Source organism: Caballeronia sp. 11_S32 (assembly GCF_056930355.1).
In genome coordinates this window covers 1,811,923-1,825,907 of record NZ_JBXOWH010000003.1, presented here as the reverse complement: position 1 = coordinate 1,825,907, position 13,985 = coordinate 1,811,923, and the positions used below count along the sequence as shown (strand labels likewise).

Here is a 13,985-nt window from a genome sequence, read left to right as displayed (position 1 = left end):
TATTGAAGCGGGGCATTTTTCATTCAACGCGCGAAGTATTCCTTCACCGCGCGAATGACCGTGTCGATATCCGCGCGCGACACATCGCGATGCATGACGAAGCGCGACGCATAAAGCATCTGCATGAGAATGCCGCGCTCCTTCAGGAAGGCTTCGAGCGGCGCGCAATGCGCCTCGGGAATGCGCGCGAAGACCATGTTGGTCGCGTGCGATTGAACCTCGATTTCGCCGATTTGCGCGAGACCGGCGGCGAGATGCGCGGCGTTGTCGTGATCCTGAGCCAGGCCATCGACGTGATGATCCAGCGCGTACAGGCAGGCCGCCGCGAGCACGCCCGCTTGCCGCATGCCGCCGCCCAGCACCTTGCGCCAGCGCCCCGCGACATCGATCAATGCTTTCGGCCCGACCAGCACCGAGCCCACCGGCGCGCCCAGTCCTTTCGAGCAGCAGATCGAGACCGTATCGAACGGCGCGCACAGATCCCTGACCGGCTTGTCCGATGCAACCGCCGCATTGAACACGCGCGCGCCGTCGAGATGCGTCGACAAACCGCGATCGCGCGCGAGTTGCGTCGCCTTGACGACGTAATCAGCCGGCAGCACTTTGCCGCCGATGGTGTTCTCGAGCGCCAGCAGCTTCGTGCGCGCGAAGTGATTGTCGATCGGCTTGATGGCGGCCGCGATCTTGTCGAGCGGCAGCGAGCCGTCGGACGCGTTTTCGATCGGCTGCGGCTGGATGCTGCCGAGCACCGCCGCGCCGCCGCCCTCGTACTTGTACGTGTGCGCGGCCTGCCCGACGATGTACTCGTCGCCGCGCGCGCAATGCGCCATCAAGGCCGCGAGGTTGCTTTGCGTGCCGCTCGGGAAGAAAAGGCCCGCTTCCTTGCCGGTGCGCTCCGCGAGCGACGATTGCAGTCTGATGACGGTCGGGTCGTCGCCCCATACGTCGTCGCCGACTTCGGCCGCCGACATGGCGGCGAGCATGGCCTTGCCCGGACGGGTAACGGTGTCGCTGCGTAGATCGATCATGCGCTCTTCCCTTTTGCGTGCTCATCGAGAAGCGCTATGTTACATGCCGCAGATCGATCCCACCCGTTCGCCCGCGATGCTCACGGCTCCACGACGTTGAACTCGCCGTCGAACTTGTCGAGCGTGCCGAGCAAGGCCTTGAAGACGGCGCCGTCGCCTTCGAAGCGCATGCTGCCATCGCCCAGCGCGTCGACGAAACCCGTCTCGCCGCAGAGGATGCGGTTCAGCAAGTCGCGCGTCATCGCGACTGTCACATGCGGCGGCTGCGATGCCGGCACCGCCGACCACGTCAGCGCGCCATGCTGCAGATTGAGCCTGAAGCGCTTGCCGATATCGGTGAATTGCCAGTCGATGCGCGCGTTCATGTGCTGCGCCTTCAGGCCGTCGACGCGAACCGCGAGGTAATCAAAGAACATTTCCTCGGTGATCGCGCAGACCATGTCGCGGCTGCGTCCGGCGAACTCGGTGACCGACCGCCGCCCTTCGCGCAACTCTCGCGCGCCGAGCATGAACGCGTTGCGCCATGTGGCCGATTCCGCCTGATAGCCCATCTGTTCGAGCGCCGCCGCGCCCAGTTCGCGCGCTTCGCGCAATTGCGGCTGCGCGAAGACGAGATGATTCATCACCTGCGCGACCCAGCGATATTCGCCCTTTTCGAAGTCCCTGCGCGCGCGATCGAGAATCGCGTCTGCGCCGCCCATGTATTCGACGTAGCGCGGCGCGGACATCTCGGGCGGCAATGCGTGCAGGTTCGAAGGATTGCCGTCGTACCAGCTCAAATATTGCTGGTAGATCGCCTTCACGTTGTGCGATACCGTGCCGTAATAGCCGCGCGTGTGCCACAGCGCGCGAAGCGAATCGGGCAGACGCATGACTTCCGCGATCTCGGCGGCGTTCAGGCCGCGGTTCATCATGCGCACGGTCTGATCGTGCAGGAACTTGTACAAGTCGCGCTGCGCTTCGAGATAGCTCACGATGCGCTCACCGCCCCAAGTCGGCCAGTTGTGCTGCGCGAAAACCACTTCGGCTTCGCGCCCGAAGCGCTCCAGCGATTCGCCGAGATAGCGCGCCCAGCGCTGCGCATTGCGCACGTTCGCGCCGCGCAAAGGACAAAGATTGTGCAGCGAACGCGTGCCGTTTTCCGCGAGGTTGAGCGCGCGCTCCTGCGGGAAATAGAAGTGCATTTCGGCGGGCGCTTCGCTTTCGGGCGTGAGCTGGAACACGATCTCGATACCGTCGATGACATGCGTCTCCGTCATTTCGCTGATGAGCTGCGTGGGCGGAATCAGCGTGATCGTGCCGCGCGGAATGGTCTTGCCCATGCCGGAGTCGATCTGGCAGCACGCGTTGCGCGCGAGCGTATGCCCGAACTGGAACTGCGCGCGGCGAGCCATCGCGGGCCCGGCCATCACGTTCTCGGACACCGCCTCTTCCATGAAGCCGGCGGGCGCGATGATCTTCGTGCGCCCCGCGTTCACGTCCGCGTCGCAGGTGACGCCGCGCACGCCGCCGAAGTGATCCGCGTGGCTGTGGCTGTAGATCACGGCCACCACCGGCCGCTTCGGACGATGCGCAAAGTAAAGCTCGAGCGCCGCCGCAGCCGTCTCCTTGCAGGTCAAAGGATCGATGACGATGAGCCCGCTATTGCCTTCGATGAACGTCACGTTCGAGACATCGAAGCCGCGCACCTGAAAGATGCGCTCGGTCACGCGAAAAAGGCCATGCAGCGTATTGATGCGCGCATGGCGCCAGAGCGCCGGATGCGCGGACGCGGGCGCGCGCGCTTCGTCGAGGAAGCCGTAATCCGCGAGGCTCCAGATCACCTGATCGTAGGCGCCGCGCACTTCCGCATCCGGTATCGTGCCGATGAAGCCACGGCGCGCGTCGGCTCCTTCGTCGGGATCATCCGGCGGCAGCTCCTGAAACGCGAGTGCCTGCGCCGCCATTGTTGCCTGCGTCGGCGGCAGCGATGAAAAAGACTTTGCGAGTTCGATGTGTTCCTGATTTGACATGACCGTGTCCTTTGCGCGCGCGGCGACGCGAGCGCGTCTTGCGCCCCTCGCCGCGCGCTGCGTTCGTCTTATCCGTTATTCGATGTATCGAGCGAGTAGCGGGCGCCGCCTGCATGCGCCACATGGGCCGCGCTGGAAGCGCCTTCGAGGCGCCGGCCGCGAATGAGATCCGCGGCCTTCTCCCCGATCATGATCGCGGGTGCATTCGTGTTGCCGCCGATGAGCGTCGGCATGACCGATGCATCGGCGACGCGCAAGCCTTCCACGCCGCGCACGCGCAGCGTCGGATCGACGACGGCCATGTCGTCCACGCCCATCTTGCAGGTGCCGACCGGATGGAACAGCGTGTCGGCGTGCGCGCGGATGTAGTCGCGCAGCAGGCGCTCGTCGCCTTCGCCCGACCCGAAGCTTTCGGCATGGAGTTCGCGCCCGCCCGCCTCGGCGAGCGCGGGCTGCGCGAATATCTTGCGGATGAGGCGCAAGCCCGTGACGAGCGTGTCCATGTCGGATTCGACGCTGAAATAGCGCGGATCGATGACCGGTGCCTCACGCATGTCGGCTGATTTGAGCCGCACGACGCCGCGGCTCGCGGGGCGCAGATTGGTGGCGTGACAGCTGTATCCCGGCGGCCCCTTCTTGCCGATGTTCTCGCCGCGCGCCGTCACGAGCGCGCAGATGAACGAGAGCTGGATATCCGGCTCCGCGAGTCCGGGCCGGCTGCGCACGAAGCCGCCCGCCTCCGCGACGTTCGAGGAGAACATGCCCGTGCGCTCGCGCCGGTAGCGCATCAGTTCCGGAATCATGTGCAGGATGTTGCGCAAGGTGTAGCCGAAGAGTTCAGTCGTCGGCACCACCTTCTTGATCGTCACGTCGATGTGATCCTGGAGGTTCTCGCCCACGCCCGGCAGATCGCAGACGACCCGCACGCCGTTCGCACGCAGATGCGCGCCCGGCCCGATGCCCGATGCCATCAGCAATTGCGGCGAGTTGAACGCACCCGCGCTCAGAATCACTTCGCGCCGCGCGCGCAGTGTGCGCTCGACGCCCTCGCGCTCGACACGCACGCCGACTGCGCGCCGGCCTTCGAACTCGATGCGCAAGGCAAGCGTGCCTGTCATCACGGCGAGGTTGTCGCGCCCGTTGTTGAATGCCGTATCGGCTGCGTTACCGCGATGCAGATAGGCGCGCGAACTGTTCCAGCGCTCGCCGTTATACTGCGTGACCTGATAGAGACCCGCGCCGTCCTGGTTCTGACCGTTGAAATCGTCATTGAACGGAATGCCCGCCTGCGCGGCTGCTTCGATGAAGCGGCGGCTGAACGGATTCGGCGTTCGCAAGTCGTTCACGTGAAGCGGGCCATTCGCGCCGTGATAGTCAGCGCCGCGAGCGGTGGACAAGCGGCCGTTTGCTTCGGCGCGCTGAAAGTACGGCAGCACGTCGTCGTAACCCCAACCACGGCAGCCGAGCTCGGCCCAATGGTCATAGTCGTTGCGATGTCCGCGGATGTAGACCATGCCGTTGATCGACGAACTGCCGCCCAGCCCGCGCCCGCGCGGCTGAAACGAGCGCCGGTTGTTCAGCGCGGGCTGCGGCGTGCTCATGTAGCCGTAGTTGCGCGGCCCGGGCCTGACCGCGAGCTTGCCGACGCCGATCGGCGTCCAGACCGTGTAGTGATGATCGTCCGGTCCCGGCTCGATCAGCGCGACGGTGACGCCATGCTCTTCGGCGAGCCGGCCCGCCACCGCGCATCCCGCTGAACCCGCTCCGACCACGATGTAGTCGAACTCATCGCTCGCGTCCGTTCTGCTCCCATGATTCGCCGCCATGCCGATGTCGTCTCCATTGGTATCGGTTGCTCTGGCTCGGGGCGCATCGTCCGCGACGAGGCGCCAACGCAAGCAGTCCGTCGAGGGTAAGGCGGGGCGAATGAAGGCTCAACGCATGATTCGGGTGGGACGCGGGGAATATCGGGGGGGAGGTGTGGAGACCGTTCGGACCGCAAGGACCGCAAAAACAAAGAGGACCGGAATCGCTTCCGGTCCTCGATGAAACGCCGTCCAGCCCTGAAAGGCTGGCGGAAGCCGACTCAACGCATCGCTTCGTCAGTCAGCCACAGCGATTCCTTCAGATCCTGCTCGTTGAGGTTATGCCCTTCACCGCCGCCGCGATCGACGACGATGAAATCGCTCACCTTGCCGAGCGCGAGCAGCGGATGGTGCCACACGCCTTTCGCATAGTTCACGCCCTGCCAGCCGCGCGTGACGAAGGCGCGAATCTTCGACTCGTCGAGATCGCCGGCAGGCGCGACGACCACGATATACGGCCGGTCGTCGAGCGGAAAGAACGCCTGGCTGCCGAGCGGATGACGCTCCATCATCTTGATCTCGAACGGCAGCGCGCGCGGCTGTCCGCGAAAAAGATTCACGAGCGTGTGGCCGCCCTGCTCTTCCACGTCCACGTTGCACAGATCGTGAAAGCGGATCGTGGTGCCGAGGTTGATCGGGATCTCTTTCGCGCCATCGAGTTCGATGACATCGCCATAAGGCTTGAACGCAGCGCGCGTCAACGGTTCGATAGCGAGCTTTTTCATTATGCGAGGGTTCCGAAGAGACGCAGGCGCGACACGCCGCCGTCGGGATAGATATTGAAGCGCACGTGCGTGACCGGACCGAGCGCCGCCAGTTCCGATTCGAAGAAGTGCTGCTTGTCCATCTGCAGCTTCTGCTCGCCGAGCAGGACCGGCCAGAACATCGCCTGCGTGACGAGCGAGCTGTCGGTGCCGCCCTTCACATACGCGGCCTGCAGCGAGCAGCGGTCCGGATAGTTGCCCTTGAAGTGCGCGGTATCCACTTCGACCTTCTTGATGATGCCCGGCTGCGCCAGCGCGACGATACACCAGTCGTTGCCCGGCTCGCGGCGGCGGCGCGTTTCCCAGCCGTCGCCCATGTTCACGCCGCGGCCCGGCATCAGCAGGGTCGATGCGAGACCGAAGTGCTGGTTGTTCGTGCCGACCATGTACGCGCCGTTTTCCATCGCGCCGAGATCGACGAGCTGGCTGCGATCCGCGTTGGTCCAGTCGAGCTGCGGCTGGCCATACACGCGCAGACGCGCGATGCCGCCGTCCGGATAGACGTTCACGCGCAGATGCGTGAACGGCTGTTCGGCTTTCACGTCGAGATAGTGGTGGCTATTGCCCTGCAGCGTCGTCGACGGGACGATCTCGGTCCATTGCGTCGACTGGTTCGGCGCGCCTTCGGCGACATGCGCGCCTTCGATCGATGCCGCCGGCGGGAAGTTGCCGGTGAAGTGGCTCGTGTCGACATCGATGCCCTTGATCACGCCCGGGCGCGCCAGCTTGACGACGCACCAGTCATAGCCCGTGGTGCGCTTGCGGCGGGTTTCCCAGCCGTCCATCCACTTGCCGTGATCGTCGAATTTGCCGGGGATGAACACCGCCGGCTCGGGGTTCAGCATGCGTTCCTTCGGCGCGAAGAAATCGTCGCTCGCCTCGAGCGCCTGCGCGCCGAGACGCGGGTCCGCGAGGTTCACATAGCGGCGCGTGAATTCGGGCGCGTTGGGATCGAGTATCGGAATTGCCATTGTCTTCGTCCTTAGGTTCGTTCGGTTGCGGTGAATGCGGATTACGCTGCGATCAGGTCGTTCAGCCTGAAGCGCGCGATCCGGTAAATCTGATCGAGACTCGTGCGAAGCTCCTCGGCGCGGTCGTGATTCACCCGCGCCTCGAAGTTCGCGATGATGCCGTGACGGTCATAGCCGCGCACGGCGAGAATGAAGGGAAAGCCGAACTTCTGGCGATACGCCGTATTCAGCGCTTGCAGCTTGTCGAATTCTTCCTGCGTGCAAAGGTTGAGGCCCGCGCCGCTCTGCTCGCGCGTCGATTCGGCCGTCAGTTCGCCGCGCACCGCCGCCTTGCCCGCGAGTTCCGGGTGCGCGTTGATGAGCGCGAGCTGCTTCTCGCCGCCTGCCTGCTCGACGATCTGCGACATCGCCGCATGAAGCGAATCGATGTCCCGGAACGGGCGCTGAAGCGCTGCCGCTTCCGGCACCCACGGCGAATGCTCGAAGATGCCCGCGAGCACCGTCACGAACGTGTCGGCGGGCATGGTGTTGAGTTGGTCGAGTGTGTATTGCATCGCCTTCATGCCGCCGTCCCGTTGTTAGCTTGTTCGAAAGGATGTTGCTCGCGCCAGTGACGCGCGATATCGACACGCCGCGTAACCCACACGCGATCGTGTTTCTCGATGTGATCGAGAAACTTCTGCAGGCCGCGGAAGCGCCCGGGGCGTCCGAGCAGCCGGCAATGCATGCCGATGGAAAGCATCTTCGGCGCTTCGGCGCCTTCTTCGTAGAGCACGTCGAACGCGTCTTTCAGATACGTGAAGAAGTGATCGCCCGTGTTGAAGCCTTGCGGCGTCGCGAAGCGCATGTCGTTGGTGTCGAGCGTGTACGGCACGATCAGGTGCGGCTTCTTCCCGCCGCCCGTGACTTCCACTTCCGTCCAGAACGGCAGGTCGTCGCCGTAATTGTCCGAGTCGTAGAGGAAGCCGCCGTATTCCGCGACCAGGCGATGCGTATTGGGGCTGTCGCGCCCGGTGTACCAGCCGAGCGGCCGCACGCCCGTCACGCGCTCGATGGCTTCCATGCCGAGGCGCATATGTTCGGCTTCACGCTCCGGCGACATGTCCTGGTAATGAATCCAGCGATATCCGTGACACGCGATTTCATGCCCGAGCTCGACGAACGCCTTCCCGAGTTCCGGATGCCGCTCGATGGCCATGCCGACGCCGAAGATCGTGAGCGGCAGGCCGCGCTTCTCGAACTCGCGCAAGATGCGCCACACGCCAGCGCGCGAGCCGTATTCGTAGATCGACTCCATGCTCATGTGACGCGACGGATACGCCGCCGCGCCCACGATCTCCGACAGGAACTGCTCCGAGCCCGGATCGCCGTGCAGCACGCAGTTCTCACCGCCTTCTTCGTAATTGAGCACGAATTGCACGGCGACGCGCGCGCGTCCCGGCCAGTTCGCCTGGACCGGGTGGCGGCCGTAGCCGATCAGGTCGCGTGGGTATTTCGGATCGAGTGACATGGCTGGCGTAGAGATCAGGCGTTGAAATTACGGGATTGTTGACGATTCAGTGTAGCTAAAAGACCCGGACGCGCCCATACATCAGGGCAGATAATCCGGGTCACGTCATTGGTATGTGTCCCGGCAAATTTCCTGAACCCGCCATCAGCGCGGGCTGAAATCGCCCAGCACGCCGTCGTAGCGTTTCGCCAGCGGGCGCGCGTAGTCGCCGCGTTTTGCCGTATGAAGTTTGAGCGCGATCAGCGCCTCCGCCCATTTCACGGCCGCCGTCACGCCCTCCACGACCGGCGCCCCGATCGCGTCCTCCACCTCGCGGCAGAACTCCGCCATGCCCGCGCAGCCGAGCACGATGGCGTCCGAGCCGTCCTCGTCGAGCGCGCGCCTGCATTCGTCGATGATCGTCTGACGCGCGGGCGACCCCGGCACGTCGAGTTCCAGAACGGGAACATCGGTGGCACGCACGTTCTTGCAGAAGCGCGTCATGCCGTAGCGTTCCGCCAGATGCCATGCCATGCCGCAGGTACGCTGCAGGGTCGTCACGACCGAAAATCCCGGCGCGATGACGCTCGCCGCATGCATCGCCGCTTCCGCGATACCGATCACCGGACCGCGCGCCAGTTCACGGGCGGCGTAGAGGGCCGGGTCGCCGAAACAGGCGATCACGTAGCCGTCGAAGCCCTGTTTCTCGCCGGCTTCGACTTCCGCCAGCAGGCCGAGCGACGCGATGGCCTCGTCGTAATAGCCTTCGATGGACGGCGGGCCCATCGTCGGGCTGACGGCGACGATCTCCGTGCCGGGCGCGGCGACTTCGCGCGCGCAGCGGCCCATCGAATCGGTCATGCGCTGCGTGGTGTTCGGGTTGATCAGTTTGATGCGCATTGCTTTCTCCTGTCGACCAGAGTTAGCGCTTTAGCGCTTACTCTGGTCCCATGCTTCGGTGCAAAACTGCTTCGTTCTTGGTCGCTCGGACGAGCGTTCTCTCAGGTTCTATCGTTCGTTATAGGCCACCGTTCAAACTGCGCGATTCCGATCCGCGAGGAAGTAATAGAACACCGCGCCCAGACCCGCTCCGATGAACCACGAGAAGTTCGCGGCGCCTTCGAGCGACGGCAGCATCACGCAGAGGATCGCGATCACGGCGGCCGGCAGCAGCGCCATCACCGCGCGGCGGTTCACGCCCTTCGTGTACCAGTACTTGCCTTCCTCGGACACCGTGTACAGATCGTCGACCGCGAGCTTGCCGCGCTTCACGAGATAGAAGTCGAGGATGAGCACGCCATACAACGGTCCGATAAAGCTGCCGAGAATATCCAGCGTGTAATGAATCACGGCCGGGTTGTTGAAGAGGTTCCACGGCGTGATGAAGATCGACGCGACGGCCGCCATCATCCCGCCCATGCGCCAGCTGATGAGCTTCGGTGCGACGTTGGAGAAGTCGAAGGCCGGCGACACGAAGTTCGCGACGATATTGATACCGATGGTGGCGATCGTGAAGGTCAGCGCGCCGAGAATCACGGCGGACGGATGATCGATGCGGCCGACGGTTTCGACCGGGTCGGTGATCAGCTGGCCGAACACCGGCAGCGTCGCGGCGGTCGTAATCACAGTCACGAGCGAGAACGCCAGGAAGTTGACCGGCAGGCCCCAGAAATTGCCGCGCTTCACGCTGCGGAAGCTCTTGCCGTACCGCGAGAAGTCGCCGAAGTTCAGCATCGGGCCGGAGAAATAGGACACGACGAGCGAGATCGCGGTGATCATCACAGGAATGACTTGCATGCCGTGATACTTCACGCCGCCGAGATTCAGGCCAATGTTCTTGATGCCTGCGCGCCAAACCATGTAGCCGGCGAGAATGAACATCACGACGTAGACGGCCGGACCCGCGAAGTCGATGAACTTCTTGATCATCTCCATGCCGCGCCAGAACACGACGGCCTGCAGCACCCAGAGCAGCATGAAGCCTGCCCAGCCGAGCGCCGAGAGTCCGACGAAGCCGTATTTATGCACATCGGCATAAGGCATCAGCGACGGGACGAACTTCAGCACGACGATCACCAATGCGCTCGATGCCAGATACGTCTGAATGCCGTACCACGCCACCGCGATGAGCCCGCGAATCACGGCGGGAATATTCGCGCCGAGCACGCCGAAGGTGGCGCGGCACGCGACGGGATACGGGACGCCCGCAACCTGGCTCGGCTTCGCGATCATATTGCACAACACATTCACGAACCCGATGCCGATCAACAACGACACCAGCACTTGCCAGCTCGTCAGGCCGAGCGCGAAAAGACTCCCGGCGAACACGTAGCCGCCGACGCTATGCACGTCCGACATCCAGAAGGCGAAAATGTTGTACGCGCCCCAGGTCTGGTTCTTGAGCGGGGCGAGGTCCTCGTTGTAAAGGCGGTCGCTGTAACCGGCGGGCAGATTCGGATCGTGTGATGTCTGCTCTTCGTATTGCGGCAGGGCTGAGCTGCCGGATGCACTGAACTGGGCCATGACGTCTCCTTCATTGGCTGCTTGCGTAATGAAAAAACTGCAAATGCTCGAGTGACAAGCTTCAATCGGATACCTTCACCGACGTCTCGAATCGGCGCGGTATTCTTTGGATTTGCGTTTTCGCTCGAGGGCCTGCAACCAAGAGCGCGCGAGGCACCTGCCCTGCACGCCCGCCCTGTCGCGGTTTTCATTTCACGCTCATGCGAGCGTCCTGTTCGATGCGATACACGCCGCGGATTTTTACGCGTGCACCTCTTCGCGCGCCCAGCGCAACGCGCGGGGCACGGCCTCCAATTATTTAGTCCTGCTTCATTCCGTGGATGGCAGATTCCTCGATCTGCCGTTCCGCTGCCTTACGTATCGAGCGCCTTCTCGCGCTCCGCGGGCCTTGCGAAAACTTCCTTCAGATCGACCGCGCCACGCGCCGGCCGCTCCAGCATCTTCAGCTCTACATCGCGTAGATGCTGCGCCATCAGATCGGCGGCCTGGGCCGCTTCGCCCGCATCGAGCGCGGCGAGGATCTGTTCGTGATCCTCGAACGAGCACGAGCTCTTGCCGAGCGATTCGTACAGCGCCGAGATCAGCGTCGAACGCGCGACGAGTCCTGACAGGCATTCGCACAGCACCGTGTTGCCAGTAAGCGCCGCGAGCTCGGTATGAAACTCGCCGGAGAGCCGGATCCACGAGGAAAAGTCGTGGCTTTCGAAGGCGCGGCGCTCCTTGCCGATCGTCGCGCCGATCGACTTCAGCCGACGCGTGCCGTGACCCTGCGCGATCCGCTCCACCACCGCCAGCTCGATGATGCGGCGCATTTCGAACACTTCATGCACTTCCTGCAGCGACGGACTCGCGACGAACGCGCCACGATTCGGCTCCAGATCGACGAGCCGTTCGTTCGCGAGTTGAGCGAGCGCCTGGCGGACCGTGCCGCGCTTCACGGCGAACACCTCGCACAGTTGCGCTTCGGTCAGCTTGGCGCCCGGCGCGAGACGATGCTCGAGGATCGCGGCGCGAATGTTCTCGGCGATCGACTCGGCATTCGCCCCGTTCGGAGCGGCCGCTGAAGCGTTCGATGCAGCACTACGGTTGGTGTCGGACATGATGTGCTCGCTTGCATGTTAAGCATCTTAGAATCGACATAAAGATTGTCAACAATTCATTTTGGGAAGAGGCGTTTTTCAGGCGGATTTCCGTCAGGCCGCTAGCGGGTCTCCCAATATCTATAAGGCTTTCAGCCAATTTCACAAGTTTTTGTCAGCATTGCCAGCACTTTTTTGTCGACAATTCATAGCTCAGCGGCGGCATATCGACAAATCGTGAACGGGGAAAACAAAGACCGTTAGTTGCGCTTTTGGACCCAAAATGAGGCGCCCGCCGGGAGCGCCTCTCGAGCCATCATCAAGCCAGATGCGGATAGTCTGACAGCTTCAACGTGAACCCTCGCTCCGTGGCGACGAGATGCGCCGTTGCACCGAACGGCAGCGTCAGCAGATTTTCGACGTGACCGAACTGCAGCCCCGTCACCACCGGAATGCCGATCACCGAACGAACCTGCTCGATCATCGCGTCGAGGGAGTAGCCGTTGTCGTAATCCGAGAGCCGGCCGCCGGAAAATTCGCCCATCACGATGGCCTGCTGTCGGCCGAGCACGCCCGACTGATGCAACTGATAAATCATCCGCTCGATGCGAAACGGATGCTCGTTCACATCCTCGATGTACAGAATCCCACCCTCGACCGGCGGCAGATACGGCGTGCCGACGAGCGATGTCAGAATCGCCAGATTGCCGCCCCACAGCATCCCGGTGACGTCCACCGACTGGCTTTGCGGCGTCTTGCTCGTGATCGTGAAGCTCGAATGCGAGATCGCCTGCCAGAAGTGCTGCATCGTGAACGAGCTCACCTGCTCGGCACCGAAATCGCCCGCGAACATCGGGCCGCCGAAGCTCTTCACGCCGGCCTGCGCGAAGAGCGCGCACTGGATCGCGGTGAAATCGCTGTGACCGACGAGCGCGACCGGCTGATCGGCAAGCCTGCGCAGGCCGTCATAATCGAGCCCGTGCAGAATGCGCGACGCGCCATAGCCGCCGCGCACCGCCAGTACGATGTCAGGCAACCGGCGGGATGGATCGGCGAGGCGATTGAGGTCCGCCGCGCGCTCGGCATCGGTGCCGCCGAAGCGCTGGAAGCGCCGCCGCGTCGCGTCGACGTTCTCCAGGCGGTGCCCTTCCCTGCGCAGCCTCCCGATACCGCGGTCCACCGCCGCAGGATCGTGCGGATAGCCAGAAGGCGCAACGAGGTCGATGGTGCGTGATTTCACGATGTTGTCGTTGGATTCGTTGTGGGATCGGAGAGGCCGGCTTCGCGCGCCCGGCGTGCGTCACGCTCTTCCCGCGCGAGTCTGCGGCGCTCCGCGAAGAAATTCTTGAGCGCGTGTCCGCATTCGTCGGCGAGCACGCCGCCGGTGACGGCCGTGTGATGATTGAGCTGGCCGTTCGCGAACATGTCGACGACACTGCCGCACGCGCCCGTCTTCGGATCGGCGGCGCCGAACACCACGCGCGCGATCCGCGCGTGCATGATCGCGCCCGCGCACATCAGGCACGGCTCCAGCGTCACGTAGAGTTCGCAGCCCGGCAGACGGTAGTTTTCGAGCTTTTGCGCGGCGGCGCGTAACGCGGCCATTTCGGCATGCGCGGACGGATCATGTCCGCGAATCGGATGATTGAAACCCGTGGCGATGACTTCATCGCCGAGCACGATCACCGCGCCAACGGGCACCTCGCCCGCGCGACGGGCTTCGTCGGCGGCGCGTTGCGCGAGCGCCATGAAGCGGCGGTCGCGCTCGCCCGAAGAATCGGCGATGGGAAGCGTGTCTGGCGCAGCGCCCGGCGGCGTCGCGATCACTTGGTTTCGAGCGCGGCGCGGGACGACGCGCGCTCCGAGAGCCGCTCCGCGATACGCCGGCGGTACTCGTGCGGCACGCAGCCGCCGCCGCGCAGCGATTCGAGCGCCATGTCGAGCGCGAGCATCCTGGCTTGCAACTGGCAACGGGCGGCGGGGTCGGTCACGCGGTCGAACTCTTCCTGCAGGCCGCGCAGTGCGCGGAGCTGTTCGACGGCGGGCGGAACGAAGCCCGCGTTCTTGAGGATTCGATTGGCGACACGCACTTCCTCGGGCACGAGGACATCGTCGTCGAAGTGGAGCGGAGCGCCCGCGCCCGGCAGGTTGTTGAACTCGCCACGCGCAGCGGCTTCATTGATCCGCTGTTCGACCAAAGCATCTAGCAATTTCATCGGGGATTACGACCGGCTTTCACCCGCGAGCGGGCGCG

13 protein-coding genes are annotated in these 13,985 nt (G+C 63.8%); all 13 read right to left on the bottom strand.

What is annotated here, in order from left to right:
• Positions 1-23: 23 nt before the first annotated feature.
• Positions 24-1,028 (bottom strand): low-specificity L-threonine aldolase, encoded by a 1,005-nt coding sequence (gene ltaE, locus AC1Z32_RS20125; protein WP_483480246.1) that lies wholly within the window; start codon positions 1,026-1,028, stop codon positions 24-26.
• Positions 1,029-1,108: 80 nt separating this feature from the next.
• Positions 1,109-3,040: an alkyl/aryl-sulfatase gene (locus AC1Z32_RS20120; RefSeq protein WP_483480245.1), complete on the bottom strand. Its 1,932-nt coding sequence runs from the start codon at positions 3,038-3,040 to the stop codon at positions 1,109-1,111.
• 68 nt (positions 3,041-3,108) lie between these two features.
• A complete protein-coding gene (locus AC1Z32_RS20115; RefSeq protein ID WP_483480244.1) occupies positions 3,109-4,866 on the bottom strand; it encodes a GMC family oxidoreductase in 1,758 nt (585 codons plus the stop codon).
• Between the two features lie 260 nt (positions 4,867-5,126).
• Entirely contained in the window at positions 5,127-5,630 is a 504-nt protein-coding gene (locus AC1Z32_RS20110) for an ureidoglycolate lyase (protein WP_483480243.1), read from the bottom strand.
• Positions 5,630-6,640: an allantoicase gene (alc, locus tag AC1Z32_RS20105; protein WP_483480242.1), complete on the bottom strand. Its 1,011-nt coding sequence runs from the start codon at positions 6,638-6,640 to the stop codon at positions 5,630-5,632. Before alc ends, AC1Z32_RS20110 begins: the two co-directional genes overlap by 1 nt.
• Positions 6,641-6,681: 41 nt before the next feature.
• Entirely contained in the window at positions 6,682-7,203 is a 522-nt protein-coding gene (gene uraD / locus AC1Z32_RS20100) for a 2-oxo-4-hydroxy-4-carboxy-5-ureidoimidazoline decarboxylase (protein ID WP_483480241.1), read from the bottom strand.
• Positions 7,200-8,150: an allantoinase PuuE gene (gene puuE / locus AC1Z32_RS20095; protein ID WP_483480240.1), complete on the bottom strand. Its 951-nt coding sequence runs from the start codon at positions 8,148-8,150 to the stop codon at positions 7,200-7,202. Before puuE ends, uraD begins: the two co-directional genes overlap by 4 nt.
• Before the next feature lie 144 nt (positions 8,151-8,294).
• Positions 8,295-9,029, bottom strand: a complete 735-nt coding sequence (locus AC1Z32_RS20090) for an aspartate/glutamate racemase family protein (RefSeq protein WP_062611282.1) — start codon at positions 9,027-9,029, stop codon at positions 8,295-8,297.
• A 132-nt stretch (positions 9,030-9,161) separates the two neighbouring features.
• The gene (locus AC1Z32_RS20085; RefSeq protein ID WP_483480239.1) at positions 9,162-10,652 is read right to left on the bottom strand and encodes an NCS1 family nucleobase:cation symporter-1; all 1,491 of its coding nucleotides are present in this window, start codon (positions 10,650-10,652) and stop codon (positions 9,162-9,164) included.
• A 353-nt stretch (positions 10,653-11,005) separates the two neighbouring features.
• Entirely contained in the window at positions 11,006-11,752 is a 747-nt protein-coding gene (locus AC1Z32_RS20080) for a GntR family transcriptional regulator (RefSeq protein WP_483480238.1), read from the bottom strand.
• A 298-nt stretch (positions 11,753-12,050) separates the two neighbouring features.
• A complete protein-coding gene (gene ldcA / locus AC1Z32_RS20075) occupies positions 12,051-12,974 on the bottom strand; it encodes a muramoyltetrapeptide carboxypeptidase (protein ID WP_483481695.1) in 924 nt (307 codons plus the stop codon).
• On the bottom strand, positions 12,968-13,555 hold the full coding sequence (gene tadA / locus AC1Z32_RS20070) for a tRNA adenosine(34) deaminase TadA (RefSeq protein WP_483481694.1): 588 nt from the start codon (positions 13,553-13,555) through the stop codon (positions 12,968-12,970). The genes ldcA and tadA overlap by 7 nt, the downstream gene beginning before the upstream one ends.
• Complete coding sequence (locus AC1Z32_RS20065) at positions 13,555-13,947, bottom strand: DnaJ family domain-containing protein (RefSeq protein WP_483480237.1); 393 nt, start codon at positions 13,945-13,947, stop codon at positions 13,555-13,557. The genes tadA and AC1Z32_RS20065 overlap by 1 nt, the downstream gene beginning before the upstream one ends.
• Between the last annotated feature and the right edge of the window lie 38 nt (positions 13,948-13,985).

What these genes read in the sequence shown, in the direction of transcription:
- ltaE (WP_483480246.1), bottom strand. Translation starts at nt 1,028, where the DNA reads ATGATCGATCTACGCAGCGACACCGTTACCCGTCCGGGCAAGGCCATG.
- AC1Z32_RS20120 (WP_483480245.1), bottom strand. Translation starts at nt 3,040, where the DNA reads ATGTCAAATCAGGAACACATCGAACTCGCAAAGTCTTTTTCATCGCTG.
- AC1Z32_RS20115 (WP_483480244.1), bottom strand. Translation starts at nt 4,866, where the DNA reads ATGGCGGCGAATCATGGGAGCAGAACGGACGCGAGCGATGAGTTCGAC.
- AC1Z32_RS20110 (WP_483480243.1), bottom strand. Translation starts at nt 5,630, where the DNA reads ATGAAAAAGCTCGCTATCGAACCGTTGACGCGCGCTGCGTTCAAGCCT.
- alc (WP_483480242.1), bottom strand. Translation starts at nt 6,640, where the DNA reads ATGGCAATTCCGATACTCGATCCCAACGCGCCCGAATTCACGCGCCGC.
- uraD (WP_483480241.1), bottom strand. Translation starts at nt 7,203, where the DNA reads ATGAAGGCGATGCAATACACACTCGACCAACTCAACACCATGCCCGCC.
- puuE (WP_483480240.1), bottom strand. Translation starts at nt 8,150, where the DNA reads ATGTCACTCGATCCGAAATACCCACGCGACCTGATCGGCTACGGCCGC.
- AC1Z32_RS20090 (WP_062611282.1), bottom strand. Translation starts at nt 9,029, where the DNA reads ATGCGCATCAAACTGATCAACCCGAACACCACGCAGCGCATGACCGAT.
- AC1Z32_RS20085 (WP_483480239.1), bottom strand. Translation starts at nt 10,652, where the DNA reads ATGGCCCAGTTCAGTGCATCCGGCAGCTCAGCCCTGCCGCAATACGAA.
- AC1Z32_RS20080 (WP_483480238.1), bottom strand. Translation starts at nt 11,752, where the DNA reads ATGTCCGACACCAACCGTAGTGCTGCATCGAACGCTTCAGCGGCCGCT.
- AC1Z32_RS20065 (WP_483480237.1), bottom strand. Translation starts at nt 13,947, where the DNA reads ATGAAATTGCTAGATGCTTTGGTCGAACAGCGGATCAATGAAGCCGCT.